This window comes from Xanthobacter sp. DMC12 (genome assembly GCF_056314105.1).
In genome coordinates this window covers 926,780-952,886 of sequence record NZ_JBQUYZ010000002.1, presented here as the reverse complement: position 1 = coordinate 952,886, position 26,107 = coordinate 926,780, and the positions used below count along the sequence as shown (strand labels likewise).

Below are 26,107 nucleotides of genomic sequence, written 5' to 3'. Positions count from 1 at the left end.
GGCGAGCTGAGGTGTTGCGTGTATATTCTGATGGCCCGCCTCTAGCCCTGACCGAGGCGGGCGGAAGCCGGGTGGTCTGCCCCCCGTAGGTCGCCCGGCTTACCATTCCTCTTTGAATTTTCCGCCGCGGCTTTGATCAATAGTCCGCCTGACGTAGCTGCGGGCGCGTGGTGACACGAGCGGAGATTAACCGTCCGGTGGCAAAAAGCGGTAACGGCGTGCACCTTCAGCTGAACGTGCGTATCGCAGGGTCGGAAAGGAGTGCTAAGAAGGCTTCCGGATCGGAGGCCATGTACCAAGAATCCTTCCTACAGGAACTTGTTGACGGCATCCTGCGAGGCCTGTTCGCAGCCTTGGTGCTTATCGTAGCCGTGCGGCTGGCCAAGCCGCGGCTGGAGCGGTTGGATCCCAAATACGTTGAATTTGGTTGCGGCCTGCTGTTCGGCCTTCTCTCCCTCGCCGCCATCGGGTTGCCGCTCCCCATTTCCTCCACACAATCGACCGACCTTCGGGTCATTCCCTTGATCCTGGCAGCGCCTGTCGCGGGTCTTTGGGCCGGGGCGGTTGCCTTTGTGATCGCCACGGTCGGTCAACTGACGATTGCCGGCCCGCCGCATGCTCCGGGTCTGGCTTCGGTGGTGGCGGCTGCCGCCTGTGGTTTCGCGGTTGCATGGTGGATGGGCTGGCAGGTCGCGGCGTCCGAGCAGGACCCGCATCCATTACGACCGCGCCATCTCCTCGCGCTGGCCGCAGGCGCGGCTCTCGCTGCCTTGCCTGCCGGGCTTCTCCACGTCAGTGGCACCTCCGGCGCGACCGACGACGGAACGCTGACGTGGATCCTTCATGGCCTGCTGGTCCCGGGAGCGACCTTCGTGGCCGGGGCGCTGGTGATGGACGCGAAGCGCCGGCGCGCGGTCGACCGAAGGCTGCTCGCCGGGGAGGTGCGAACGGCGACGCTCGCTGCGAATATTCCTGGTGTCCTCTACCAGAGAAGCACCGACGCAGAGGGCAGGACGGTTTTTCGCTACATGAGCCCCCGCGCGCTGCGTCTGTTCGGTCTTGAGGCCCAAGCAATCGTAGCAGATGCGGATTTGTTCTTTTCGCACGTCCACCCCGACGACCGCGAGGCTCTTAAGCAGACGCTTCTCAAGGCGCAGACCCACCCCGAAGAGCCCATCGTCTTCGAATGTCGCTTCATTCGGCCGGATGGCCGGATGATCTGGGTTCAATCCCGGTCGCAGGTGAACCTGGAGGCTTCCAACCAACTAGGCCGGGCCGTTGCCGAAGGCGTGGCCATCGATATTACCGACCGCAAGCTTGCCGAGGCCGAGGCGGAAGAAGCGCGACGCCTCGCGCTGCATGCGGCTGAGCACGACCCACTGACTGGACTTCCGAACCGCCAGGGGCTTCGCCACCTCGTTGCAGACGATGACCTCACCAGCGGCCATTCCGGACTGCTGATGGTCATGGATCTGCGCAGCAGCAAGCTCGTCAATGACCTGTTTGGCAGCAGCGGCGGCGATGAGCGTCTCTTGGAGGCCGCCCGCCGTTTGCGGGAGGCGACGCCAGCCGAAGGCATCGTGGCGCGAACCGGGGACGACGAATTCACCATCTATCTCGATGACACCGCCTTGGCTGTGCCTCCTGACGTTCTCGTGGCCGACTTGATTGCGGCGGTCGCGCAACCCTTTCGCTTGTCCGGACAGCTCGTGCCCATGCGGGCTGACGCGGGATATGTGGTACGTGACAGCGACCTCACCGATTGGGAGAGCGTCGTGCGTGCGGCCTCGGCTGCGCTCGAGGAGGCCCGAGGCGGCAAGGAGGCCGCCGTTGTCTGCTTCAACCTCAAGCTGAAGGTCCAGCGGGGCGAGCGACGGGCTTTCGACCTCAGGCTTGCCCATGCCATCGACAGTCACGAACTGGCAGTGTTCTGGCAGCCGATTTGCGCCGCCTCGAATGGAGAACTGCTGGGGCGCGAGGCACTCGTCCGGTGGGTTCAGCCCGACGGTAGCCTGATCATGCCAAACAGCTTCATCCCGAGGGCCGAAGCGACGGGCCTCTGGCCGACGCTCGACGCCCACATGCTGCGGCGGGCATGCACTGAGGCGGCTCAATGGAAAAATGACGTCTGGATCTCCGTGAACATGTCTCCAGGCTGGCTGATGGTGGGCAACCTCGTGGACGAGGTGCGCGCGGCACTGGAGCAAACCGGTCTTCCTGCTGAACGCCTGTGCATCGAGGTTACCGAACGGGCGCTGGTGGAAGACCACGCTTTGGCGGCCAAGCAGATCGGGCGCTTGCGGGCCATGGGCGTGTCGGTCGCGATCGACGATTTTGGAACGGGCTATTCCTCTCTCAGCTACCTGAACCGTCTACCCATCAGCAAGCTCAAGATCGACAAGTCGTTCGTTGACGAGATCGAGACCAGCACCCGGGCCCGCGATGTGGTTGAGACCATCATCGACCTGTGCGCCAAACTCTCGATCTTGAGCGTCGCCGAGGGTGTTGAAACCGACAACCAGTGGTCATGGCTGAAGGTCCACGGCTGCACCGCCATCCAAGGCTATATCGTGGGCAAGCCCGCGCCGGTGAAGGCGCCGCTCAACGAAATGCCGGAAAGCTCGTTGATCCGGGACTGAGCGTGCCTGGATCTGGTGGGTTGGTCCCACGCTCAAGGCAAAGCTTCTCAAGGCACTTTGCAAAGCTCGAACGTGCAGTTCATCCGCTACGTAATTCGCTGGCTTATCCTGTGCGCGGGAGCAATGCCGTGCCGGGTTGCGCTGAATGACTGTATTCGGCACGTGTTTTGCTTGAGCCCAGGCGGCCGCTGCAAACGAGGAAAGCCCCCACTCTCCATCGCGGCGACAGGGCTGGACCACCATGGGAAATAACTTCGATCCGGACTATCTCGCCGGCAAAGACGGCGCCACCCACTACGTGCCGGTCGACCGTACGGAATATGACCGCGGGGTTGCCGAACGCGAGGGGCGCGCCGGACGCAGTGTCAATTGGGGCAACGGCGGGGCCGGGTTTCCGGTTTTCTTCCTTGCCTTCATTCCCATCCTGCTCGCTGCCGGCTACGTCGTCGCGGTGCCACTCTATCCGGTCGCGGGCATCATCACCTTGGTTCTCGCCTATGTGTTCTCGCTGGTCGTGGGTATCGATCTCTACTCCGACCAGGGAATCGCGAACCTTGTGGAGACCGTTCTGATCTGCATTCCGATCTATCTGATTGCGCTGTTCCCGGAGCACCGGGCGGCCCGCAATCCGCGATATCGGACGATACGGCACTGGGTCCGCGTGGTCGGGCTAGGCTTTGCCCTCAACGAGGTGATCCTGCCGACGCTGGCGATGTGGGTGAAGGGCGGCGATTCCCGCGAATATGTCGCCTGGGGCTTGTTGGCGGGCGGCATCACTCTGGGCAAGCTGATGTGGCTCATCGCGTCGATGGCGCTGGTGCATGTCTTCTTCCGCTGGTGGGAAACACGCGGAATTGTCATGAGTATGGGCCGACGTTATGGACTGCGGACCCCGATGTGAAATAGCGCCGATCGAAGCCGGGCCCTCGCGAGAAACCAACTGATCATGGCCGGACCCGGATCGGCCGAAATCGATAGGAAGCTCGACGCCCCGCAACAGATCGTGTGGCGCCGAGATGGGTCCTTTGCCGAGATGTCGCCTCATGAAGGCAGGCTCAATCTCGATGTTCTTGCCACCTAGCTTAAGTTTTCACTATCTTTCGGCGCCTGCCACGGCCCAAGTTTCACACGGGGTAGGCGGCCGGACGGTGGACCGCAATCGCCGTCCGGCCCTCCCTCAGCAGCTTCGCCGTCGCGGAATGTGAGAGGCCTGCGCTAATGGCTCGGGCCGACGGTGTCGGCCATCTCTGCGTCGCGAGCACCCAAGGGAAGCGGTGCACCAGTCGTGGTGTCGCGGGCCGTTTGGTGCTCAATTTCGGCGTTCAGCTCCGCGCCAAACAGGATGACGCTAAACGATAGCCACAGCCACGTCATGAACCCGATGACCGCGCCGAGCGAGCCATAGGTCTCGTTGTAGCTGCCGAAGCGGCTCACATACCAGGAGAAGCCGGCGGACATGGCGAGCCACAGGACTGATGCCGCCAGACTGCCCAAGCTGAGCCACTTCCACCGCGCCGGCGCCCGGCAAGGGCCGTAGCGATATATAACGGCGATGAGCGCAGCCACGATCAGCGCGAGGATGGGCCAGCGCAACAGCGAAATGAACCATCCCGCCGCAGCATCGAGATAGAGTGCCTTTAGCAGCAGCGGCAGCGCCACCACAGCCGCGAGCGCAATGCAGGCGAACACCACAGCCGCGAGCGTAAAGCCGAGCGTCAGCAGCGTGAGCCCGACCAGGGAGCGGGTCTCCTTTTCTTCATAGGCGATATTGAGCGCCTCGATCATCGCTTTGGTGCCCGCGTTGGCGCTCCACAGGGCCACCCCGAAGCTCAGAGCGAAACCGAAGCCTAGGGTCGCCGAGCCTTGCGACATGACGCGCAGCGCCTGATCCTTCATGACGTCGATTGCTCCCGACGGAAGGAACCACGATGCCGCCTCCAACTGGTCACGCAGCCCACCCGGATCGAGGAACAGGCCATAGAGCGAGACGAGGGCGCTGATGGCCGGAAAGATGGCGAGCAGCGCATAGAAGGCCACGCCCGCCGACAGGCTGAGGATCCGGTCGTCGAAGAATTCGTGGAAGACCCGTATTAGGATGTCGCGCCAGCCCCGGCGCGGGATTTGAAGTGGGCTGCCGGCCTCCCGGCCGCGGTCATGCCCCCATTGATCCGTATGGGTGTCCACCGCAGCGCCCTCCAGATCTGCCGCTCCACGGTCCAGACGGGAACGTGCCCTCACTGCTTCCTGAGCTAACAACGGGCGAGCAGAGCGAGAGTTTCAGGTCTCCCGCGCATTCGCCAACAAGCTCCCTGAACTCTACTGCTCCATGAGAGTTTGGCGCGTTTGCTCCAAGCCCTGACCGGGGCGGGCGGAAGCCGGGCGGCCTATGGGGGCAGACCGCCCGGCTCACCTCAATGCACCGCCTCGCAGCGCGCCCCTAAGTACGTTGCAAACCGTCAAGCCCGACAAAAACGCCAGGATAGGCCAGCGCAGCTATCAAGGCCCCATCAAGCCAGGGACTGGCAACGATTGCCCCCCAAGACCACCGCACGCGCGCAAATGGGGGGCAAAATTTGCGGCCCCTTTTTCCAGATACGGAAAACTTGCCTCCCCGCGTGCGCGCGCGTGTGCGCGTAATGGTGTCGAAATTGCAAACGCACCCAACAAGCGATCAAACCCAGCCTGCATTAACGCAATGCTCGTGCGCGGGCGCATGCGCGTTCTGGTGGCGAAAATTGCCCCCAAAAAGGGAAGGAAAGCTCCCCTCCCGGTGAAGGCATTACAATGGACGTGACACCTTCCGGGAAATGTGCGCCAACAGCTGGCGTTCCTCTGGAGTGAGCCAGCCCAGATCAGGCTCAGGTGCCGCAAGACGGGTCAGGACTTCCGGCCGATACTTCCGCGCATTCCGTTTCGCAGCCCGCCACCGGTATTGCTGGATCATGGAATGCACCTCCCGTTCCGTGCCACGGTCACCGACGCCTAACGCCATGTCCGACATTATGTCCCGGTCAAAGGTTTCGGCCATTTGGCGCGTCTGGACGTAGCGTTCCCGGAAGTCCTCGCGTTGGGCGATCCAGCGAAACACCGTCGAGTGCCCCGGCATCCCAGGCGAGCGGCAAATTGCGGCGAGGCTTTCACCTTCAACCAGCCGGTCGCAAATTTCGGACGCCACCGCTTCCGAATAGATCGACGGTCGCCCCATGGCATCCCCCATCTAGCCGGTGCGGCCTCACTGCGGGGTGAAGCTGCCAGGCATATAGAATGACTTCGGCTTTCCGTTCTCGTACAGCGTCAAAGGTTGCCGTGCGGATGCCATTTGCTTACGCCACATCGCAACAGCTTCGTGCATGGCGAAGAACTGCGTTAGATCATCGGGCAGCGTCGCCCACTGGTAGAGCGTCAGGCCGGCAAACGTGTGCGTCAGCGCCTCATGCGTGGACGGGACGGCATCGAGGGCTAGGATCTTCGCTCGCGCCTCCTGATCCTCTTTCGTGACGTGAAGCACCGCAGCAAGGCACTGGTAGCGCTCCACCCAATAAGCGGCGATGGCGTCCGCCTGCTCCGCGCGCTCGATGGCGCTGGCCAGATCCTTTTGAAGATTCGCACAGGTGGACGCATAGGCGTTGGAAACCGCCGCCCACGCATCTGCCATCGCCGCCCGCTCCTGTAGCCGCCTGCGCCAGCGGCGCCGCTTCTCGCTTCTGGCATTCATTCGCCGGTCCCCTTCGCCCAAACCTTCCGATGATTGCTGACATTTTGCCGAGACACGCCGCAGCGCCGAGCAATCTCGCCGTCGCTCAGGTCGGGATGCGTCGCGAGCATGTCGAGGACAGCCGCCCGCTTCTCGGCATTGGTGCGCCGCGCAGGCGAAGCCTCAGAACCGGGCCGGCAAACTTTGCCACCGTCAGTCGCTGCGGCCGAGCAATCCGCCTTGAGCATGAACACATCCGAGAGGAGAGCTAGCAGCGCTTCCCGCGTGCCGTAGCCGCGCCCCTCTTTCTCCCAATAATTCAGCCAGGAGATGCGCGCGATCAGCCCGGCAAAGGTCGGGTCCGACCAGTTATCTAGCATCCACTCTAGGCGATCCTGCCGAGCACAAATGCCGGCGGGTGTGTGGTATTGCGGTTCAAAGAGCGACCGAAGGCGCCACAAGTCGCGCCATTCCCGCCACTCGGCAAAAGCGCCGGGCAAGTTATCCGGCATGGGATAAGCCCCCATCGCCGCGTCCCGGACCTCCTTTGGCGCCTCTTCGCCCCCGACATCCCAATCCATGCCGGCCACGGCTTCCCGCAACAGCCGTTCGCGCTCAGTCTCGGCAAAAATGGCCGCCTTCGACCCGTACTTCCGCAGAGCCTCCTCGCGCCGAGGGGCGTTTTCCGCCCAGCGCTGGCGCATGATGCCGCCGAAGAAGTCCGACCAGCCGTCCGCCTGTTGCTCCGACCTGGAGGACGTGGCCGACGCCATGGCCTGCAATCGGGCATCGTCATAGGAGAGCCCGGCCGCACCCGCCATCGCCTCGGCTCGCGAACGTGCCGCAGCGCGCTCGCCGTCAGTCGCCCCACCCTCCACAAGGCCGAGCACCTTCCCGAATTTGTCGAGATCCAGAGTCACCGTGTCACCCCCCATTCACCCGGGCGCCCGACCCCGCCGAAGACTTCCAGCCGCGCCCGGTCCTCCGCTCGCGCCCGAGGCAAGCCCGCGTCGTATTCCAGAACCGCCGCCCGCTCCTCGTAGCGGTCCAATCGCGCCAGAGCGTCACCAGCGGCCGAATTTGCCGCGGAAATCCCCGAGGGAGCCGATGCGCCCGATTTTTCCGCCAGCGACTCCCGCATCGCTTCCGGGGAGGCATCGGAGCGGTTCGGACCGGCCATTTCCGCAGTCATCAGGCGTTCTCCCGCGCTTCGCCACCAGCAGGCAGGCCGAACTCAGCGAGGATTTCAGGAGGAGCCCGACAACCGGATTGGCTCGGCGACGGACCGATGCGGAACGGCCAATTCCCGTTGCTCGTGAAGCTCCGCACGACCCCGCGCCAATCGATTTCCACCGGCGCCCCCGACGAAGTGGCTTCAGCGGGCGGCCCGGCGTATTCCTCCCATAGCCGGCCGTTCAGCCAGGAGCGGGCCTGCTTCACAAACCGGGTTCCCTCAATGCCTTGGCGCCGACATTCGGCCAGATACCGCTTCCCCCCGCCGATGATGGCATCCGCGCTCACCCCAGCCTTTACGGCCTTGGCGAACACGTCTTTCGCCCGTGCCCAATCTTGCGAACCCTCCCGGCTAGGGTAAGCGCGCCGGAATTGGTCCCATGCCTCGGTCAGATCCGCCTTTGCAGGAGCATCCAGACGGATCGCTTCGGCAGCACGTATATTTTCTTTTTCTTCTAAGCCTTTGGCTTCTGGAATATGGGGAGAAGACCCCCTTGCAGCCCCCCTTAAAGGGGTGGAATTTCCTCCTTCTTTTTCAGATACTTGCGATAGGCCGAAATTCTTCCATTTGCGCCCTTCTTTCGAGCGCTTGTCATCCTTGACCATCCGCCGGGAATAGATGGTGCCGGTACGGTTGCGGGAGAACACGCCGTTGCGGTCTAGCTCCTCCATCAGGTTCTCCGCCTCGGTTTCGGTCACACCGGCCAAGCGGGCGATGTCCATAACAGCGAGGGGATGGCCATTGATGGCGAGATAGCCTTTGGGTTCGTGTCTCGCGCAGACGCAGAGCATCCGCATCCACAGACCTTGCGCTGCCAACGAGCAGAGGCGCAGGCCGTGGTCAGCTTCCCAGTCAGACCAGAAGAATTTCGACCACGGCTCCTTCATCGGCCGTAGCCCCCGGCGCCCAAATCCCGCACCGCGCTGGCGGCTGGATGGCAGAAGACCTCCGTCACGCCTACGGCACCCATCCGGCATTTCGCAATGATGATTTCCAGAGCGAATTCGCAGGCCAGAAGGCGAGCCATGGACTCTGGGTCCGTCCTATCTTTGAGATAGTAGCTTTCCCGGAAGAGCAGCAACACAACGTCGGCGTCCGCCTCGATGTCCCCGCTCTCCCGGAGGTCGGAAAGTTCGGGTCGCTTGTCGGCGCGCTGCTCCACCGCCCGGTTGAGCTGGGCGAGCAGTACGACACAGACGCCGAGGTCCTTGGCGAGCGCCTTGAGGCCGGCGGTAATCTCGCCCACCTCATAGACGCGCTGGCCGCGATACCGGTCGGAAGCGCGAACGAATTTCAGATAATCGATCACGACGACCCGAAGCGGGACACCTCTGGCCTTCATCTCATCGGCCGCCGAGCGCGTGCGGGCGAGGATTTCGCCCACGGAGAGCGCGGCCGAGGCATCGACGTGCAGGGGAAGCAGCGCCAGGTGCTCAGCGGCCACTTCAATCTCCCGCAACTGGCGGGCGTCGAGATGGGCCTCGAAGATTGCCTTCGACGAGATGGGGGTATCCGGTCGGAAGGCGTGGTCGGAAAGGAGACGGGCGCCGATTTCCTCCTTAGGCATTTCCAGCGAGAATAGCAGGCAGCCATTGCCTGCCGCCGCGGTGGCGCGCGCCAGGTTTGCCCCTACGATGGTCTTTCCTGTTCCGGGCCTTCCGGCCACAATGATAAGGCGGCCGGGCTGAAGGCCACCGATCATGCGGTCCAGATCGGCAAGGCCTGTCGTGGCCCCCGGCTCCAGCCGGCCCTCCTTGATGGCGTCCACCCGGAGGAGGACATCCGACAGGCAGTCGGCGATGGGCTGGCGGCCGCCCCCCTTATCGTCCAGATCGGCGCGAACGCGGTCCAGATCGGAAAGGGCAGCGGCAATGCTGGCCTTCACATTTGCGTCGGGCTGGGCAACCTCCTCACCCACGGCCTGCGTGATTTCGACCACCTGCCGCGCCGCCCACAGCTCGCGAACGGTCTTGGCGTAGTCCGAGACAGACACCATTGGCGCCGCCTCCGTCATGAGGCGGGCCAGATATTGAAGCGCGGTCAGGCCCGCAACGTCCAAATCCGCTGGCAATCGGCCCTTAAGGCCGGGCGCCGTGGGCGTGCGCCCATCCAGAAATTCCGCCGCGCATAGCTCGAAAATCCGCGCATGGATCGGCTCAAAAAAATGCTCAGGGCCGACGATGCCAGAAGCCGCGGAGAATGCTTGCCGCCCATAGACGAGGAGCGAACCGAGCAGGGCCTGTTCGACTTCCACATTTGCCAACGGAGGCGGAGAAATCGGAGCGTGCATGTTCATGGCCGCCCCCCGATGTTGTGGACAGAGACAGCGCCGTCCGCCGGGATGAACGCGGCCAGGAAGTCCCGCCACGCCTCGCCAGCCGCCTTACCGTCGCGAATGTCAAAGGTGGATTGCGCCCGCTTGGCCGCCGCGACATAGGCGGCGAACCGCGCCGCCGCATCGGGCAGATCACCACCGGGAGAAGAAGAGCGGCGCCGGCTCATGCGGCCACCTCATCGCCCGCGAACTTGCGCTCCATCACCTTGACGGCCGAACGGAGAACGTAGCGGGCATGGGTGCCGCTATATGGGCCGCCGTGGCTTTCATCCACGGTTTCGACCGAGACGCCACCGCGCCGGAGGAGAAACACATAGTGCGACCATCGGGGCGCCGGACGCTCAATAGGCGTCACGCCACGTTCGCCCGCCTCCATAAGCTGGGCAAGCGCCCAGGCCGCTCGCCCCTTGAAGGTAACGACGCTTCCAGCTTCCGACGCCGCCCCCGTAGAAGCACCGGCCACGGGAAGCGGCAACTCGGAATGGTCATCGGACGGCAGCGGCAGCGGAGCGGCCACCCAAGCCTTGATCGAGATGATGGAGGGCTCAGCCATTGGCGCCCCCCACGGTCGAGGGCGAGGCCCACCGGATAGCCGCAGAGCGAGCCGCAAGGGGATCGTGCCCGCGCCAGACGGTCGCGGCCCCGGCGCTGCCGTGGACGACAACCGCGAGCCCTTCGGGCTCAGCCTCAATTGCGATGCGGGGAGAGGATGCAGATCGGCGAGCGGCACAGACGGCCGGGCCGAGAATGGGACACGATTTCATTTTTTCGCTCCATGACTAGTTTCTGCCACCTGCTTATTTCAGATCTGCTGATTAGATTTGTGGACGTTTAGGCGTGTGAGGGGCTCTCCCCTTCCCTGTCACATGCCCGGCGAAGTAGTGGACGAACGCACCGTCTGATCGATGAAGTTGAGGATATCCCGGCCCCGATACCGGACGCTCCGGCCGATTTTACAATACGGCAGCACAGGGTTATTGGGCAGCGGCGAGATACGATGCTTCGCCAGCTTCGCCACGGAGCACCGCAGCCACTCAGCCGCCTCAAAATCGCGATACAAGGCATCCGGGTTGATGCTTCCAATACCCGCAGGCCCACCGCTCAAGGATTTCTCCATTTCTAGCTCCAATTTGTGCGGCATTATGCCGACCATGTAGCATTCAATATTTTCGATGACGGGGGCGCCGTCCAGCTTTTCGGGCGAAGTAAATATTCTTTCTCACTCGACATTATTTCACTCCATTATTTCACTTCGCCTTTTCCCTCTTCACCCGGTCATCCCAAAGCTGCCTCATCCGCCGATCCGTAGGAAGCACGACAGGGGGCAAGCCGTTGTCGGCCCGGCCCCGGTTTTCCTCCTCCTGCGCCCGCCTCAATACTTCCTTGAATGTCGCCCCGACAGGCTGCGAGGAACTGCAATAACTGCTCCACATCCGATCAATGATGGCGGGCAGATCCGGGAATTTCACGGGGCGTCCAACCGCGCGTCGTGACGGCTCTTCAGCAGAGGGACTTTCAGCCTTCAGGAACCGATCGAAAGAAGCCTTTGATAGGTAGAAATCACCTTGCAACTCTGTGGCTCGCACTAGCGCCGTGTCCGGCCGCAGCTCGCGAAGCATGACAAGGCCATGGCCACCGCTCCACTCAACAGGGCGGATATCGACGAACTGGCCACCGACCAGCGCCCACGCCTGCAAGTCGCCCCGCTCCAGCCCATCGAGCATCACGCGCGCGACATCCCAAACCGTAGGCGCCCAATGCCCGCTTTCGGGGTAAAACCCGGCATAGGTCGTCAGATCCAAGTTGCATTCGCGGGCGGCATCGTGCGCGGCTCGGTCCTGACGGTCGAGCGCGGGAAACCCGACGCCGGGCCAGTCGTCGCCCGTCCGCGCCCGGCCGAGTAAATCCAACGCCCTCGGCAGGTAAACCTTTCCTGCGTGGTCCAAAGGCCAAAGCCACCGCCGCGCCCACCAATCAGAGGGGGTCACGTCGCGCGTTCCTGTCGCTCGGCTTCCTCCAGCGCTTCAAGCGCCAAGTTGCGGATGGGGAAGCCTTCAATGTCCCACCGGGCCAGATCAGCCAGCGCATCTTGATACTCGCGCCCGCGCCAGACCAGCAGATCGGCGTTATCGAGGCGCACCGTCACCGTGAACCCGACCACGCCGAAAACATCCACGGCCACGTCAAGAAAGGCGCAGTCCTCCGGCAATGACGGCAACGTCAATTGCTCCCCGAGCGGCGCCAAGAACGAATCAAACTTGCATTCTGCGGGCTTTTTCGCGTAGGGTTTCCCGGTCACAGCAATCTCCGTTGTATGACACAGCAGCCGGGCAAGACTGCACACGACAGCTCCGCGCCGACCCCCATCGGCCGGGGCTGTTTTGTTTTCCATCTACACGCACGCCGCCCCACACCGCCTCGCCAAAACTCAGGCCATCCGGCATTCTTCCTTGAAGGCGATCAGATCGGCCCCCTGATAGGTGATCGAGCCGCCCAGGCGGAACGCCTTCGGACCGTAGCCGTCGCGGCGCCACCTCCTCAGAGTGTGGATGGACCTCCCGTAGTAACTGGCCGCCTCGTCGGGCGAATACAAACCATCTGGAAGGACTTCCATAACCGGCCGCGCGGGGCCGGATGCCTTATCAATCATCGCTGCTCCACTATTTCCGCAGTGACGGCCACACGGGCGCCAAATGCTGATTTGATGCGTCAACACCCGCTCCCAAATCAGTCAAAAACGATCATGACCGATAACAGGGGGGGATGAAAGGGCACGGCGGCCCGACATCCACACGCGGCCCATTGGTTTCAGGACGGGTTGTCTCGCCGATGGGGGGAAGATTTGTTGCGATAGGGAATTTCCCGTTCTCTGGCAAAGGATTAATGCAGCTTGCACGCGGCGCAACAGCCGGCGCCGGTCAACTAAATCGAAATAACCCCTTGATCCGCCATGCCCGTCATCCCCAGGTTGCCCACATTCTGGCCGCCGGGAATTGTGGCGAATACTTCCTATGGCACCTCTATGCCTTCCGCACATGTCGCCATGCGCAAAACGCGGACCCGCAGGCCCGCGCTTATCTATTCGCTGGCTGGAAACCCTCACGCACGCGAGTGCACGCGCACGCGCACGCGCGAGAGCGCAGGATCTAGAGCCGCACCGGCTCCCGCCCACGCGCCGCAAACCCAATGCAGCGATGCAGCGCAAGGATATCCTCGCACGGGACAAACACCGCCCGGTCAGGCTCATCGGACAGGAGGAGCACCCCCGGAGCGATATTGTCGGAAGGCCCAGGCCGATGCGGCAGACGAACATGGACCGGGACGCCGACAAGAACACGACGAATCGCGCGCCACGGACGCCCACGGGCCACCGCTTCCGGCCGGAAATAGATCAAGCCCAGATCTCCGTCAGTCGCGACGGCACCAGCGTCGAAGTAGGCCACGCAGCTGGGAGACAGCGGCGGCAGCGGATGCCGCCCCACGACCTGCATCCCGTAATGAGCGGGAAGCGACGCGGGATCGAGAAAGACGTTGGCAAGGGAAACAGAAGCCGCGTCACCCATGTGCGCCCCCTGCTCCCAAGATGCCGCAGGCATCGCGAAAGGCGCTGTAGACGAGCCGTTCGTCTATGGAGAACCCGCGCCCATAGGGCGGGGCGTTGTTGATGGTTTCCACAATCCATTCGGAGCCATCGCCGGGCTCGCCCCGGTGGCAATGGGCCAGCGCTTGGAGCTTTACCCGGACGCCGGCCGGTGTCGTGGCCGGCGTGACCGCGATGCGCTCGCACAGGGCGTAAGCGGCTTTAGCGGCCCGCTCCATTTCCTGCATCGCGGCAGCGTAGCCGTTCGCTTCACCGGCTGCCCGCAGCCCATCTTCCCAGGTCTTGAGATCCGCCATCAGGGACACCTCCGGCCAACGGTCGGCAACGGCGCCCAAGGAGTTGCACAGTCGGCACCGCTCCAGCAGGTGGCCATACGGCGCCGTGTTCAGCGTGAAGCCGTCGCCCAACGGGCGGAACAGCGGTTCGCCCTGATATGCATAGGCCAGGAGGGCAGCAGAAGGAGCCGGACAACTGCGCTTAGCCTCCTCATGGAGACGATCCGAAGCGACATCCGCAGCGTCTTCCTGCGCTTCCAGCGCCGACAGCTCGCGCCCCATGGCGAGCAATTCCGCGTCGGCCTGATCGGCAGCGGCAACCGTGGCAAAATTTGCCACCACCATGCCGGCAACGGCGCCTTTGATGACACGGCGCCGAGAGGGAGAATGAGAGTGGTCAACCACGGGAACCTCCCACGCCGAGAATTGCGATGGCATCGCGGAGAGCGCTGAATGCCGCCCGCTCGGCCGTCGAAAAGCCGGGACTGGTGACGGCAGCACCGATCCAATCATCATCGGGACCATCACCGCGACAGATGGCGAGCGCCCGAAGCTTGACCGCGATGCCGGCTACCGTGCCCGCGCGCATCTCGACAATGCGGGCGCACAAGGTGGCGCGCATTTCCGAAAGGCGCTCGGCCTCTTCATCGGCCGCTTGCAATCCGCTGGCTTTCCACGCCTTGTCCCGCCCCGCATGCCACGTCGCGAGGTGGGGGAGCATCTCCGCCTCCGGGCACGGCCCTTCGCGGAAGCCGCAAACCCGCCAAACCCGCTCCAGATCCTTCACATGGGCGAGCACAGCAGGATTGATGCGATAGGCGCCAGCCTCGAAACGAAAGAGCGGAACCCCGTCGCGATGATAGGCCAGCAGAACCTCGGCTGGCGCCTCTCTGATGCGCTCCGCGACGTTGGCCAGCCGATCCGCCTCCTCGACGGCCGCCTGCTCCTTTGACCAAGCGGCCTCCATTTCACGGCCCAGCGAAAGCAAGTCCGCGTCCGCAGGCCCGGCCACGAGAGCGCCGGCAAAATTTGCCACCAGCGCAGAGGCAACGGCACCCTTGGGGATGCTGCGCCGAGAAGGGGAAGAGCGACGCTCACGCATTCGCGCCTCCCCACTGAAGGGTGCGCAGGGCGCTGGCCATGTTGGCAATGATCTGCTCCGGACCATCCCGGCCCGCGAGCCACCACAGGTCGGGATACGCGGCTGCGTGTATGGCATAGGCCGTGAGGCCGCCGGGCGTGATTGGGCGGCAGGCGCAGAAAGCATCCCACAAGTCGCCTTCCTTATCGAGGGCGGCATCCCAGCCGGCATCCGTGCTGTCCAAGTCGGTCACGCGAGCCAGGGCGGCGGCGTGGGCCGCGATGGCGGCGAAGACGGGATCGGGTTCCGCAGCTTCCGCCTTCGGAAGGACGACCACCGGAACGGCCAGCGCCGCTACGGTTCCGAGGGCTGCGCCGGCCTTGAGGAAGGCGCGACGGGAGGATGCAGGCATAGGGGCGGCGTTTGCCGCCGCGATGGGCTTCGGCATGGGTAGGCTCCGACTGATTTGACAGGTGGCAAGAGGGAGGCGGCGGGCCGCCTCGGATTAGGCGATGCGGGCGAGGCGCAGGGCTTCGTCGGCCGCCCGGACCTTGGCGAGGGCAGCGGGGACACCGCCCCACGGCACGACGGCGGTGCGCACCTTCTCGGCGAGGGCTGGGTCGTTGCTGGTGAAGGCGAGCCGGTCGGCGGCGCCGATCAGCCGGCCGAACTCGACGCCGTTGCGCTTCAGGACGAAGGCGGGGCCCTCCCGCTTCGCGGTGTAGCTGGCAGCGAGGCCGAGCGCGGCCTTCTCGGTGCGCAGGATGGCTTCGACGTTGGCGACGCGCATCAAGTCGTTGGAGCGGTGCTTGCCCGCCGTCCACGAGGTGGGCGCGCCGGCCCGGCTGTATTTGGCCGACCGAGAACGGGCCTCCGCCAAGGCGTTCTCCAGCTTGCCAATGACCTCGGCCCGGTGGGCGCCGCGCGACACGACAATGTAGCGCTGAAGCACCGCCCAGTCGGTCACCGGGGCGTTGCGGGCCTCGTGCCACGCCTGCCGCAGATGGGCGGCGAAGGCGGGCCGGCTGTAGGGATGCATGGACTGGCGCAGGAGCGACCAGGCGCGGCGCATGATGTGAGAGAGGTTGGGCATATGCGGCGGCTCGGATTGAGCGGTTACGTCTGAAGTGATATATATCGCTCAACATGCACGATATCAATAGGAATCAATCACAGTGAGCGAAAAATATCATCCGACGGGCCGTCAGATTGCAGCGGCCCGGACGCTCGCTGGAATTTCGCAGGCGGACCTAGCTGCCTCGGCGCAAATCTCGATCCCGACCTTGAGAAGGATGGAAGCCAGCGAGGGGCAAGCCTCAGGTATGGCGAACAACGTCGTTGCTGTCGTGCGCGCCCTCGAAGCCGCAGGCGTAATTTTCGTCGCAGAGAACGGCGAGGGGCCGGGAGTGAGGCTTAGGAAGAAACAATAGCCACTGAATTACCAGCCCCTACCGGGCCAGCCAATTGGGGTTACCCTCTGCCGTGCGGGCCTGTAAGAAATGCAGCCACGTACATCGCCAGATGACCCTCGATGAAGCGAACATCCTTGATGATACCCCGAAAATCGGCTTCGCTTATTGAGAGCGAACGACGGCTCTCGTGCGCGTGACGAAAGCGCCTTCTATTGAAGGTTATGGTCGCCGGGTTATCGGATACAGAGCCCAAATATCCATGAACCAGCGTGTCCCTCGCCTCTTTTATCTCCAAGACTCTCGGAATCTGTTTTTCCACCCATTTGACCGCACCTTTAGTCTGTTCGCTCTCTGCTAAAATTTCGGGAAGAACCTTCAGTTTCCCGCTAAAATCTCCCGGAGCCTTTCCTTCGAATCCGTTCCGACGGCGCCATTGAAAACCATAAAAAATTATGAGGTCGATAGCCCGCTCCAGCCGACCCCACTCGATCATTAGACCGCCGACATAGGATGCGAAGTGCCAGAACAACTCAGCATTAATGTCGCCAAGGTGGGGTATTACAGCTTGTGGATCTTGTTCTTCCACAACTCTCTCCCTTGTATTGTCGACATTCGCGCTCACTCGCATCAATTTGGGAGATTCTTGTTCTATAGCTCAAACTTAATTATCGGTGGCTACTGCGTCACCCCACATTCCCCAAAAACTATCCGCACTTTCCCGATATATATCTATTTGGTGATCGATTGGCACTAAAATGGTTCCCGCCCCAAAAGATAATCTTTCCCATATTTTTGTCGTTATTTTTGTGAAATCAAATAGCTCATCGTAGGTCAATTTCCGTAGAGTAGGATCCGGCCTGGCAACGTGTGCCATCAATTTATTCCTAATATGCCGAAGTCGCGCCAATCTATTATCCGTTTTTGATTGATTGAACAATAGAATTGCCGATTGGAGATCTGATCGTCTTTGGCTGTCGCGCTCGTCCCTGAGATTAATCTCGACGAATTTAATGGCAGCGCAAAGATTCTGATCGTCCGGCCTTTTTGAATCGTCATAGGCCCGCACCGTATACATATGCAACCGGAATAAGGTTGACTGGATAAGTAAGGCAGCCGCATAGGCAGCTCCGCGCAAATTAATGGATGCTATCACCGCATCAATGTTTGACCGTTGAATGCATTCGATGCTGGCCAGGCAGATTATACCGTCATCGTAACCATGCAGGGCCACCTCACGCAGGTGATTCCAGTCGCGGATTGCCAACTTTGTCTCCAGATGCCAATGGCCCCGAGCAGTGCCGCCCGCCCCCCTCAAGATGCTGGGCTCAAGCGGCGTCAAAAGCAATAATGGCTTTGAAGTCATGGAGAACCTCCGAAGGGCTCACAAGCGGTCTCGGTGCGGGGGCGCATCCGGGCTCAGCAACGCATCGCATGCGATGTCCACAACCGTTAACTCAGGAAGCAGGCCGCCCGGGTCAATGCGTCCCTTGATCGAGCCGCTCCTACATGCTTGAGTTGCACCGCGACGCTTGCTTGGGGCTGGGAAAGGCCATGCATGTCCACGTCTTTGCGGTTCTTCGCGTTCCCCGATGATCTAGAGATCAAGCTGTTCCCGAAAGCGCTTCTGGAAGATTGCGTATTTGGCGAGCGCACCGTCCCCGAGTTCGCTGGCAAGCGCGTTCGCTTCGCCGAGTGTGTGGTGGAGATGGACGGTCGCACGCCCCTGCGCCTCCTCGATGTTCGAGGCTCTTGGTGGAGCTTCAACGAGAATGGCGTCCACGAGCGCGACCCGGACGCCTACAGGTACTTCTTCTCTCAGCTGCCCACGCCCAATCGAGATGGCCCTATCGTGGACATCAGCCCCGTCATCGAGCGGCGGCAGTGGCAGGAGCGCCATCGCTGGACTCCGACCGTGGATCAGTTGGAGCTGATAGCTCGCGCGATATGGCCGACGCGGGGGGAGGATGAACGGATTGCGAGCGTTCAAGGTGGCGGACCAAAGTCGCATCCGGTGAGTTCTGATGCCCGCCGAGCGGTTCAGACCATCCATGAGGCGATCTACAAAATCGAGAGCGCTATAGAGGACCTGTCTGAGCACGCATTGAAAGGCGTCCTGTCTGAGCTTCGCAGGCAGGCCCGACACTTCAAAACCGAGCGGGCCATATCGGAAGGGGTTGCCAATCGCGTCGAGGAGATCCGCGAAATCCAGCGTCGGCGTAAGAGCGGCAAAGGCACATGGTATGCCATCGTCGAGGTGTTTCGGTGGGACGAGCGCGGAAAATCCGGAGAAAGTATCCAGACATTCTCCGAGGCCTGCGACGGCAAGGCGAAAGCGATAGATAGGGCCCGAGAGATGCTGGCGGAGCACTCTCATTTGTTCGGGGATGGGGTTACCGTCGATGCATCAATCAGCACAGATTTGGAGTGGCAGGAGCAGGGCGACGAGTAGGAGCTTATCGCCGCCCTCGATGCCGTCGGCGTCATCTTGGTGTGCGGGGCCGGGCGTGAGGTTGAGGAAGGCCAAGCCCATAGGGTGAGCCATATGGCGCGAGATTATGAACGGCCTCAGAGGGGCAACCCGCATGTCTTAACCATCAGGCAGCACGTTCTGCCTCGGGCCAGTCTTGAGCGATTCTGTGATCCGCAGGGGCGACTGGATCTTTTCGACAAGGTGTCAGGCAAGCAGCGGCCGGCGCGAACTGACGACAGCCTTTTTATAGCAATGAGAAAGTGGGACCAGCGCGCAGAGACTGGTTTCATGCGAGGGATCGAGGATGACTTTCAAGGGCTTTCCGCATGTATCATCCGGGGAGAAGTGAAGACGCTGGACGATGCTGCCCGTGATATCGTCCAGCGCTTCTCCTCTCTTTGGGGCTTTCGATGTCATTTCAGAGAAGAGCCATCCCGTACCTTGCGACTCAATGGTGTTAGTGCGCCAAGTCACGCATTCTCGGACGACGAACTTGAGTTCATCGAAAAACTGGGTTCGAGCGCGGTTCAGCCAGACGGGACCATTGCTGAACGGCACCTGACAGGCCTAAACATTCAAATGAACATTGACCGTCTAGCCGAAGAGATGAGCCATATTCCGTGGGGCATAGCGAAGTCGGAGGATGGCCAGTTTCTTGTGCCCGATCGGCCATTTGCAATGATGGTACCCGTAGCTCCCACGATTATGCTCTTTGGCAATAATCCTGACGGCATTGTCGAGTTGGAGAGTCTCCGCGGGTTCAACCGGAGTGTGATGGAAAAATCGATCCGTTTCTATTTCGCGCAGGAAATTGCTGCGACTCCGATCTGACAAGATACGCTGCCAGAGCTACCCTCGAAGAAAAACGCGAACCCACTGCGGATCATTCTCTATCCGAAGGGGAAGCCCGCCGACGCAGCGCCGAACATCGTCTGGCCGCAGTGCACGCCCCGATGGCCAGGCCGGGCGAGCCCGCCGCCCAGCCGGCGACCTGACCGGCCGAGGGGTCACTGCCCGACGGCATCCTTCACGCACTTGGTGGTGAAGCTGGTCTGCGCAGCGCCGTGAAGCTTTTTGTCGGCCGCCTGGGTGCTGCAGGCCGCCGTCGCGTCCTTCTGGCATTTGGTGAGGAAGCTGGTGCGCGCCGCACCGGCGAGCTTCTTCGCGTCAGCATTGGCAACGCAGGTGTCAGCCGAGGCGGCGGCGGCAGAAAGCGACAGCAGGGCGAACGCGATTGCGAGCGTCTTCATGATTCCCTCCCACAGATGGTGACGGGAGGCTATCACCGGCCGAGACGACGTACGACGGTGCCGGAACGTCACCGCCGCATGACGTCCTCAAGCCAGTGCCAAGCCCATGCGAGCGGCCGAAAGAACTCCACGATGAGAATTGCCCCGCTAGCAGCGATTAGCGCGGCCTCGGCGATCCGTCGCTTCCAGCGCGGGGCGTCGGACGACGTCCACGGCTGGTCATCACGTGCCATCAATGGCGCCGGCTTTTCGAGGTGATCGGGTGCACGTAGCGCCCGCTGGGATGCTTTGACCGGCAGCTCGACGTTTTGCACGTCCCCGTCGCAAAACCGTGCGCCTTTCGGTAAGTGCCTGCGGTGCCGGCCGCCGAAGTCGCCAACAGCAGGGCAGCGGCGAGCGCGAGAGCGCGCATGGTCCTTCCTCCTCTGATTTATCTAGCGCCCTTGCGCCAGTCCCATGGCGTGACGAATTCGGTGGCCCACATGCCCGCACCGGCGGCGCGAGCCTCTTCCTCCTGCGGCAGGTATTCCCTGCTGTAGCGGACGAATGCGAGCGCCCAGCCGGCGCGAACCATGGCGGCGCCCACATCCTGCCCATTCACCTCGCAATGGGCGAGGGTGCGTCCATAGCGGTCTTTGCCGTCCTCGGTGCAAGCGACGGTGTGTTCGGCCAGCAGGTCGGCAAGGAAGAAGGCCGCCTTCTGGCCGCAGCGGATCGCCTCACCGCTGGCCTTGTCGGCGCAGGTCTGGCGGCTTTCGGGCGCATCGATCCCCTCTAGGCGGATGCGGGTGCCGTGGATCTCGATGGTGTCGCCATCGATCACCGAGGCCCGGCCGGCGAGCGGACTTGGGTTCGGGACGCTCCCTGCAGGCTCGCTTGGCGCGGTGTCCGCGGCGGCGGGAGCGCTGAGCAGGCGAGGGGCGGTCAAGGGAGGTTCATCACCTGCCGGTGTCTCGCCTGCCCGTCCGCCGGAGCCTGACGACGGGGAGGCGGGAGCCGCAACGTTGTGGATCCCTCTCTCATAGGTTCGGCAGTCCTTTTGCGACCCGCTCGTGCTGCCGTCCTCACAAACGAAAAGGTTCCCTCGGCAATGGGCGATCCCACCCTTAGATCCCGAGCAGGGCGTGTTGGTAGCAAAAGCAGGGCTGGCTGCGCTGATGGCCGATGTCAGCATGGCCGCGACGATTACCCTGACCACCTGCGCCCCCAAATTGCAGAGGCGCCGAAGCTCGCGCGAAATTTGGCGCGCGTCTACCCTTACGTTCGCCCAGCCGGAACGCACCAGCTCGCCTTGCGAATGGCGCATGAACGCTCGCACCTCGTCCTCGTTCCCGAAGCATACGGTGACACGGTGCTCCGGTGGGAGTGCGCGAGGGCTCGAAGCGCCCCCCGGAGCTCGGCCGGCGTCGTTGCCACCAACGGGTGCGACAGGAAAGGGCGCCGGAAGCGGGCGTGCTCCTAGCTCCAGGGGACCAGGCGTTGGCCTGATGGCATACCACCTATCGCTGCGGTGGGCCTAGCGTCATTCCGGGTCCGCCAGCCGACTTTCGCGCAATTCGCCGGAGCGAGCGAGAACCGGATAGGCCGCGGCTGCCACCACGTGGGAGTTCACCAATTTCAGGTCCCGCACGATGTCGGCGCTCAGGCCGCTTGCCTCGGCTTGCGCTGCAAGGCCGTGACGCAGCCGGTCGAAATGTAGGCGTGCCGCTGCAGTCTCGCTCTCTCGAAAAGCGGCCTTCTCCATGGCAAGCAGGCGCGCCGCCCGCGGATCGGCCGTCATGAAGAGGGAAGCCGCGAGGCGCACGTTGGCCTTCAGCCGTTCTATGAGCGCGGAAATCTCCCGTTCCTCCGGTGTCGAGAAGGCGATGCCGCGCTTCAGCCGTTTGCCGGCGTCGGCCATCAGGCGGCCGCAGACCACGTCCGCCGCCTGCTCCAGATTGGCGGAAAAGGTGAGGATCTCCTCCACCCGCCGCCGGTCGGATGCCGAGAGGTCGTCGGGATCCAGAGAGGCGAGATAGGACCGAATTTCCCTGTTGAGCCGGTCGAGCACATCGTCGCCGTGGCGGGTCTCCGCGATGTGCCGTCGCGCGCCGTCGAGAAGGGCGCGCGACGCGGTGTCGAGCATCTCCTCGAGCGCATCGGCGAGGCGCAAGGCCTCGCGGGTCGCGGCGCCGAGCGCCACCACCGGCGTTTCGGACACCGCCGAGGCGAGGTAGCGCGGCCGGGTGGGGTCGTCAGCGAGTTCGCGGTCGGGATAGAGGCGTTCGAGCAGGCGCGCGAACGGCCCGAGCAGGGGCAGGAAGACCAGCGCGGTGACAATATTGAAGAGGGTGTGGAAGTCGACAGCCACCCGCGCAAGGTCGGGCTGCCAGAGCACCATCTGCCGGCCGATGGGCTCGATCAGCGCCACGCCCGCTGCGACGCCGATGGCGCGGTTGATGAAATTGCCCATGGGCAAGCGCATGGCAGCGGGGTCGTCCTTGCCCATGGCTTCAACGACAGGCGCGATGGCGCTGCCGAGATTTGCACCCAGCACGAGGGCGATGGCGGCATTGGGCGGAACCACACCCTGCGCTGCCAGGGAGGCAGTGATGAGCACCACGGCGACCGAGGAATGCACCGCCCATGTCAGGATCGCTGCCAGCATCACGTCAAGCAGCGGCACGGTCGCAATGGCGCCTAGCAGCATGCGGATACTCGGCGCATCCTCTAACGGCCGGAGCAGGTCCACGAGGGCGTGCAGCGCAAGGACGATCAGGCCGAGGCCGATCAGCACGCGGCCGAAGTCACGCATGCTGGTGCCGGCACCGCGGCGGAACAGGATGAGACCACCAAGGAAAGCCGCCGGGGCAAGGGCTGCCACATTGAAGGACAGGGCCTGCACGATCAGGCTCGTGCCGATGTTGGCCCCCAGCATTGCGGCCAGCGCCGGCACGAGCGCCACGAGCCCCGCCGCCGTGAAGCTGGAGACCATGAGGGCGGTGGCGGTCGAACTCTGCAGCAGAGTGGTGACGACGGCGCCGGCGCAGAAGCCTCTCAGCGGCCCCGCCAGCGCGTGGCCGAGCACCATCTTCAGCCGCGGCCCGAGCGCGCGCATCACGCCGCTCTGGACCATATGGATGCCCCACAGCAGCAGGGCCGCGAAACCGGCGAGATCGAGCAGGGTGACGGAGAAGCTCATGCCATGCAGCTCCGTGGGTGATCGGCGAAAATGGTGGCCGGCTAAGTATTGGGCTAGGAGGGGCCAGCAGGCAAGATGAATGGTAAATCTGACAGCGGCAGGGACTGGTGCCGGGCCCGATCCCAGGCACGAACCGATGGGACCGAAAGGCGCTGGACGCCGCCCTCGACAAGGCGAGCGGGCTGCGCGAGGCTTCTGCGGAGCCGGAAAACCCGTGGGACGCATGGAGGCGCGAGAAGGATGCGGCAAAAACTGCCGGGGCTCGCTAGGCGGCGTCAACATCATGACCGCGACAGAGTGAGAAGGGGCAGCTTGTCCCGAAATGCGTCTCAGGTAGGCGTTGAACCGACGGCCAAGGTGGTGTTAGCGTTCCGCTCAACCTTGGGGGGATAAAATGCCGTTGGTCGAACGTGGTACTGCGTCAACTCTACCGCCGCCAGAGGCGGTCCCGCGTCTGATCCCAACCATCTATGCGGATGGGATTATGAACATCGCGAACGGGCCAAACGTCATTAAGTTCTATCTGTATAGGGTCGACCCGACCGTAGATGGAGAGATGGCCCAGCAGGTCACGCCTTGCGCGCAGATCATAATGCCTGTGGATGGGTTCCTCACTACCTTCGCGTTTATGGAGCACGCAATTACCGATTTGATCCAAAAGGGGGAGCTTCCCAAAGACCTGCTCGCAGCTCGCCGCGCGGCCATTTCCGAGACCGACGATGACGCAGATACAGCTTCCTGAGCACTTGCTTGCCGGCGCTAAGCCGGTGAACATAGAGATGATGCCTCGGCTTCTCCCCCGTGATAACATCTCGGCGTTCAGCGCCTCGATCACGCTTGGGGCTCGACCGAAATCGTCCTATGCGGCGATTTACTGGCGGCTCCTCCTCGGCAATAAGCTGGCGGTCTATAAAATGGCACAAGAGACGGCAAAGATAGATGAAAGCGTAAACAAGCTCTCGTCATTAATCACCGACGTCAAGGCCGATATCGCGACGCTTAAGACTGACACTGCTGTGCTGAAAACTGATGTCGGGTCCATGAAGCCCGATGTGAGCACTCTAAAATCAGATGTTTCCACCATCCGGGAGAACATTTCATTCTTTAAGGGCGCCGTATGGTTCGGCGGCGTAGCGCTCACTGCAATATTGGTGCTGTGCGGTGTAATTTACAATAGTTCAATGGGGCAATTTATTGATTTTAAAAAAGAAATGATTGAAAACTATAAAGAATATAAAAAGTCGTCCGATGCAAAATTCCAGACAATAGATGGTCGCATGCAGGCTCTTGACGTCAATAGTGCAAGGACGAATACTATTCTTGAGCGCATCGAGGTCCAACTGAAACAGCCTAAATGACACCATTTCTCTATCGAGTCTGGCGCGATTTCGCCGCATGAGCGCCCGACTCTTGCTGCTATGCTTTAGGTTGGGCTGGCGTGCTGCGCCTACCACGGCCCGAGTTTCACACGGGGTAGGCAGCCGGACGGTGGACCGCAATCGCCGTCCGGCTCAAAATGCGCCGCCTCTCCCTCGCCGAAGGTGAGGTCGAGCAGCGCAGCGAGTTGGGGAATGCGCCGGCCCAGCACCGGAGCTTGTAGCGACCGATCATTTTCTTTCAGCAACAGAAAGCAGGGTGTCCACAACGAATGCGCTAGCTCCGTCTTTCAGCGGGTCCCTCTCATTCAAGTGCTGCTCCACCCAATCGCACCATTCTACGAGGGATCGCCCTTCAATAGGGCTGGCCTTGGCTGGCGCGATCCTGCGAATCTCGTTCAGGAAGCTTCGCGCCTGACTTATTCGGTGCCAACGCTCTCCGGCATCCACGAAGGCTTTAAACCGGGCACGGTCCAGCGCTACGAGCCTTGCCTGTTCCTCCTGAAGCCGACGCTCTTGTGCAGCCCGTTCGCGGGCTTCTGCTTCACACTTCCGCCGAGCCTTATTGTCCTCTTCATCATCAATTTGCACATCTCTGGCAACGAGCAGCATCGCAACGACCTCGGAGAGTCGCTCGTCTAATTCCCCCGGCCGGGTCTCTCGGACAAACCGCGTACCGGCACCCGCGTCATAGGAAGAGATTTCAAAAAACAGTAGTCCGGTCAGGTGGTAAATCTGATGCCGCTCCCTTCCTAAAAGCCTAGCCAGCGGATCCTTCGAATAATCTGTTTTTACAAATTCGATTTTCAAAATTTCTTGCAGTTTAAAATATATCCTCCCAACTTCATGAGAGGCTACAAACTCTCTATGCCTTGCTAATTCTAGGGAAAATCCGCATTCTTCAAGTTTCCGGAACAAGGAGCTGACCAGCATGAGCCGGCGCTTCCCCGTGCTTGACTGCTCCGAGCGCCTTACCGCCTCTGCCAACGTACCGTTCGCAATCATGCCTCGATGTTCGCGACGCGCTTCCCCGTCTGTCGCCAATGGTGCGATGATCGGGTGAAGAGTTTTTGTCAGGCGCACTTTGCCGATTTTTGCCGCGTAATCAGCAACGAGAGCACGCCTGCCACGCCAAGATCGATCGCCGCTGGCCATGATGGTGACGTTGCCCAGCGAACCATCTGCTGGGGGAAGCGCCGGCATAGCCTCGACCGCCTTCCCGGCCGCCACCTTATTCCAATGCCCCTGGCGCGGAACGGGGATATCCAGAGATACACAAATGCTCTTCAGGTAGGTTGCCGAGATGCCGAATTCCGCCGCGAGTGTCCGCATCGGCTTCTGCCACACCTGCTCAAGAAGCTCCTGGCGCGATACGGTTTTAGAATCCATTTCACCGGCCTTCCGCGATTGCATTTGCCCTAGTGAGCATAGTCGCAGTGATGACGCGCATGGAAAGCTGAGGCCCGAGTGGCGCAAACGACCTAGGAGCAGATCCTGGTACGCGACACAATGGAGTGACCGCTAGGGCATCGACCCACAAACACAAAAAGCCGCCGACG

31 protein-coding genes are annotated in these 26,107 nt (G+C 62.3%); 7 read left to right on the top strand and 24 right to left on the bottom strand.

Features of this window, described 5'->3' with window-relative positions:
- The first annotated feature begins 290 nt into the window (after nucleotides 1-290).
- Both ACT535_RS12530 and ACT535_RS12525 read left to right on the top strand, forming a co-directional pair.
- On the top strand, nucleotides 291-2,639 hold the full coding sequence (locus tag ACT535_RS12530; protein ID WP_476364614.1) for a putative bifunctional diguanylate cyclase/phosphodiesterase: 2,349 nt from the start codon (nucleotides 291-293) through the stop codon (nucleotides 2,637-2,639).
- A gap of 241 nt (nucleotides 2,640-2,880) precedes the next feature.
- The gene (locus tag ACT535_RS12525) at nucleotides 2,881-3,540 is read left to right on the top strand and encodes a hypothetical protein (RefSeq protein ID WP_476364613.1); all 660 of its coding nucleotides are present in this window, start codon (nucleotides 2,881-2,883) and stop codon (nucleotides 3,538-3,540) included.
- A 314-nt stretch (nucleotides 3,541-3,854) separates the two neighbouring features.
- On the opposite strand, the gene ACT535_RS12520 is transcribed toward ACT535_RS12525, so the two are convergent.
- The 18 genes from ACT535_RS12520 to ACT535_RS12435 form a co-directional block, all read right to left on the bottom strand.
- Nucleotides 3,855-4,823 carry a YihY/virulence factor BrkB family protein gene (locus ACT535_RS12520; protein WP_476364612.1) on the bottom strand — a complete coding sequence of 323 codons (969 nt, stop codon included), beginning with the start codon at nucleotides 4,821-4,823 and terminating at the stop codon, nucleotides 3,855-3,857.
- Nucleotides 4,824-5,418: 595 nt separating this feature from the next.
- Entirely contained in the window at nucleotides 5,419-5,844 is a 426-nt protein-coding gene (locus ACT535_RS12515; RefSeq protein ID WP_476364611.1) for a terminase small subunit-like protein, read from the bottom strand.
- Between the two features lie 27 nt (nucleotides 5,845-5,871).
- On the bottom strand, nucleotides 5,872-6,354 hold the full coding sequence (locus tag ACT535_RS12510; RefSeq protein WP_476364610.1) for a hypothetical protein: 483 nt from the start codon (nucleotides 6,352-6,354) through the stop codon (nucleotides 5,872-5,874).
- Complete coding sequence (locus ACT535_RS12505; protein WP_476364609.1) at nucleotides 6,351-7,253, bottom strand: MarR family transcriptional regulator; 903 nt, start codon at nucleotides 7,251-7,253, stop codon at nucleotides 6,351-6,353. The genes ACT535_RS12510 and ACT535_RS12505 overlap by 4 nt, the downstream gene beginning before the upstream one ends.
- Nucleotides 7,250-7,525, bottom strand: a complete 276-nt coding sequence (locus ACT535_RS12500; RefSeq protein WP_476364608.1) for a hypothetical protein — start codon at nucleotides 7,523-7,525, stop codon at nucleotides 7,250-7,252. The genes ACT535_RS12505 and ACT535_RS12500 overlap by 4 nt, the downstream gene beginning before the upstream one ends.
- A complete protein-coding gene (locus ACT535_RS12495) occupies nucleotides 7,525-8,454 on the bottom strand; it encodes a hypothetical protein (protein ID WP_476364607.1) in 930 nt (309 codons plus the stop codon). Before ACT535_RS12495 ends, ACT535_RS12500 begins: the two co-directional genes overlap by 1 nt.
- Nucleotides 8,451-9,863 carry a replicative DNA helicase gene (locus ACT535_RS12490; RefSeq protein WP_476364606.1) on the bottom strand — a complete coding sequence of 471 codons (1,413 nt, stop codon included), beginning with the start codon at nucleotides 9,861-9,863 and terminating at the stop codon, nucleotides 8,451-8,453. The genes ACT535_RS12495 and ACT535_RS12490 overlap by 4 nt, the downstream gene beginning before the upstream one ends.
- Nucleotides 9,860-10,069, bottom strand: coding sequence for a hypothetical protein (locus tag ACT535_RS12485; RefSeq protein ID WP_476364605.1), 210 nt, complete (start codon nucleotides 10,067-10,069; stop codon nucleotides 9,860-9,862). The genes ACT535_RS12490 and ACT535_RS12485 overlap by 4 nt, the downstream gene beginning before the upstream one ends.
- A complete protein-coding gene (locus ACT535_RS12480) occupies nucleotides 10,066-10,455 on the bottom strand; it encodes a winged helix domain-containing protein (protein WP_476364604.1) in 390 nt (129 codons plus the stop codon). The genes ACT535_RS12485 and ACT535_RS12480 overlap by 4 nt, the downstream gene beginning before the upstream one ends.
- 309 nt (nucleotides 10,456-10,764) lie before the next feature.
- Nucleotides 10,765-11,019: a hypothetical protein gene (locus tag ACT535_RS12475; protein WP_476364603.1), complete on the bottom strand. Its 255-nt coding sequence runs from the start codon at nucleotides 11,017-11,019 to the stop codon at nucleotides 10,765-10,767.
- A 130-nt stretch (nucleotides 11,020-11,149) separates the two neighbouring features.
- Nucleotides 11,150-11,890, bottom strand: a complete 741-nt coding sequence (locus ACT535_RS12470) for a hypothetical protein (protein WP_476364602.1) — start codon at nucleotides 11,888-11,890, stop codon at nucleotides 11,150-11,152.
- A complete protein-coding gene (locus tag ACT535_RS12465) occupies nucleotides 11,887-12,201 on the bottom strand; it encodes a hypothetical protein (protein ID WP_476364601.1) in 315 nt (104 codons plus the stop codon). Before ACT535_RS12465 ends, ACT535_RS12470 begins: the two co-directional genes overlap by 4 nt.
- Before the next feature lie 129 nt (nucleotides 12,202-12,330).
- Nucleotides 12,331-12,552 carry a helix-turn-helix domain-containing protein gene (locus ACT535_RS12460; protein ID WP_476364600.1) on the bottom strand — a complete coding sequence of 74 codons (222 nt, stop codon included), beginning with the start codon at nucleotides 12,550-12,552 and terminating at the stop codon, nucleotides 12,331-12,333.
- 496 nt (nucleotides 12,553-13,048) lie between these two features.
- The gene (locus ACT535_RS12455) at nucleotides 13,049-13,465 is read right to left on the bottom strand and encodes a hypothetical protein (RefSeq protein ID WP_476364599.1); all 417 of its coding nucleotides are present in this window, start codon (nucleotides 13,463-13,465) and stop codon (nucleotides 13,049-13,051) included.
- The gene (locus tag ACT535_RS12450) at nucleotides 13,458-14,183 is read right to left on the bottom strand and encodes a hypothetical protein (RefSeq protein ID WP_476364598.1); all 726 of its coding nucleotides are present in this window, start codon (nucleotides 14,181-14,183) and stop codon (nucleotides 13,458-13,460) included. The genes ACT535_RS12455 and ACT535_RS12450 overlap by 8 nt, the downstream gene beginning before the upstream one ends.
- Nucleotides 14,176-14,880 (bottom strand): hypothetical protein, encoded by a 705-nt coding sequence (locus ACT535_RS12445; protein WP_476364597.1) that lies wholly within the window; start codon nucleotides 14,878-14,880, stop codon nucleotides 14,176-14,178. The genes ACT535_RS12450 and ACT535_RS12445 overlap by 8 nt, the downstream gene beginning before the upstream one ends.
- Nucleotides 14,873-15,307, bottom strand: a complete 435-nt coding sequence (locus ACT535_RS12440) for a twin-arginine translocation signal domain-containing protein (protein ID WP_476364596.1) — start codon at nucleotides 15,305-15,307, stop codon at nucleotides 14,873-14,875. The genes ACT535_RS12445 and ACT535_RS12440 overlap by 8 nt, the downstream gene beginning before the upstream one ends.
- Before the next feature lie 57 nt (nucleotides 15,308-15,364).
- Entirely contained in the window at nucleotides 15,365-15,952 is a 588-nt protein-coding gene (locus ACT535_RS12435) for a hypothetical protein (RefSeq protein ID WP_476364595.1), read from the bottom strand.
- Between the two features lie 82 nt (nucleotides 15,953-16,034).
- On the opposite strand from ACT535_RS12435, the gene ACT535_RS12430 reads away from it, so the two are divergent.
- On the top strand, nucleotides 16,035-16,289 hold the full coding sequence (locus ACT535_RS12430) for a helix-turn-helix domain-containing protein (RefSeq protein ID WP_476364594.1): 255 nt from the start codon (nucleotides 16,035-16,037) through the stop codon (nucleotides 16,287-16,289).
- Nucleotides 16,290-16,329: 40 nt separating this feature from the next.
- Here ACT535_RS12430 and ACT535_RS12425 read toward each other — a convergent pair whose 3' ends face one another.
- Together ACT535_RS12425 and ACT535_RS12420 are read right to left on the bottom strand one after the other, a co-directional pair.
- Nucleotides 16,330-16,857 carry a hypothetical protein gene (locus ACT535_RS12425; protein WP_476364593.1) on the bottom strand — a complete coding sequence of 176 codons (528 nt, stop codon included), beginning with the start codon at nucleotides 16,855-16,857 and terminating at the stop codon, nucleotides 16,330-16,332.
- A 75-nt stretch (nucleotides 16,858-16,932) separates the two neighbouring features.
- Nucleotides 16,933-17,634 (bottom strand): AbiU2 domain-containing protein, encoded by a 702-nt coding sequence (locus ACT535_RS12420; protein WP_476364592.1) that lies wholly within the window; start codon nucleotides 17,632-17,634, stop codon nucleotides 16,933-16,935.
- A 192-nt stretch (nucleotides 17,635-17,826) separates the two neighbouring features.
- On the opposite strand from ACT535_RS12420, the gene ACT535_RS12415 reads away from it, so the two are divergent.
- Both ACT535_RS12415 and ACT535_RS12410 read left to right on the top strand, forming a co-directional pair.
- Nucleotides 17,827-18,720: a hypothetical protein gene (locus ACT535_RS12415; protein ID WP_476364591.1), complete on the top strand. Its 894-nt coding sequence runs from the start codon at nucleotides 17,827-17,829 to the stop codon at nucleotides 18,718-18,720.
- Between the two features lie 309 nt (nucleotides 18,721-19,029).
- Nucleotides 19,030-19,572: a hypothetical protein gene (locus tag ACT535_RS12410; protein ID WP_476364590.1), complete on the top strand. Its 543-nt coding sequence runs from the start codon at nucleotides 19,030-19,032 to the stop codon at nucleotides 19,570-19,572.
- Between the two features lie 176 nt (nucleotides 19,573-19,748).
- Here ACT535_RS12410 and ACT535_RS12405 read toward each other — a convergent pair whose 3' ends face one another.
- The 3 genes from ACT535_RS12405 to ACT535_RS12395 all read right to left on the bottom strand — a co-directional run bounded on the left by ACT535_RS12405 (nucleotide 19,749) and on the right by ACT535_RS12395 (nucleotide 23,172).
- Nucleotides 19,749-19,991 carry a hypothetical protein gene (locus tag ACT535_RS12405; RefSeq protein WP_394029685.1) on the bottom strand — a complete coding sequence of 81 codons (243 nt, stop codon included), beginning with the start codon at nucleotides 19,989-19,991 and terminating at the stop codon, nucleotides 19,749-19,751.
- A gap of 430 nt (nucleotides 19,992-20,421) precedes the next feature.
- Nucleotides 20,422-20,919, bottom strand: coding sequence for a thermonuclease family protein (locus ACT535_RS12400; RefSeq protein ID WP_476364589.1), 498 nt, complete (start codon nucleotides 20,917-20,919; stop codon nucleotides 20,422-20,424).
- Nucleotides 20,920-21,513: 594 nt separating this feature from the next.
- Nucleotides 21,514-23,172 carry a Na/Pi cotransporter family protein gene (locus tag ACT535_RS12395; RefSeq protein ID WP_476364588.1) on the bottom strand — a complete coding sequence of 553 codons (1,659 nt, stop codon included), beginning with the start codon at nucleotides 23,170-23,172 and terminating at the stop codon, nucleotides 21,514-21,516.
- Between the two features lie 484 nt (nucleotides 23,173-23,656).
- Here ACT535_RS12395 and ACT535_RS12390 point away from each other — a divergent pair, with 484 nt between their 5' ends.
- Nucleotides 23,657-23,914, top strand: coding sequence for a hypothetical protein (locus ACT535_RS12390; RefSeq protein WP_476364587.1), 258 nt, complete (start codon nucleotides 23,657-23,659; stop codon nucleotides 23,912-23,914).
- A complete protein-coding gene (locus ACT535_RS12385) occupies nucleotides 23,892-24,530 on the top strand; it encodes a hypothetical protein (RefSeq protein WP_476364586.1) in 639 nt (212 codons plus the stop codon). Before ACT535_RS12390 ends, ACT535_RS12385 begins: the two co-directional genes overlap by 23 nt.
- 249 nt (nucleotides 24,531-24,779) lie before the next feature.
- Here ACT535_RS12385 and ACT535_RS12380 read toward each other — a convergent pair whose 3' ends face one another.
- Nucleotides 24,780-25,937 carry a hypothetical protein gene (locus ACT535_RS12380; protein ID WP_476364585.1) on the bottom strand — a complete coding sequence of 386 codons (1,158 nt, stop codon included), beginning with the start codon at nucleotides 25,935-25,937 and terminating at the stop codon, nucleotides 24,780-24,782.
- Nucleotides 25,938-26,107 lie beyond the last annotated feature (170 nt).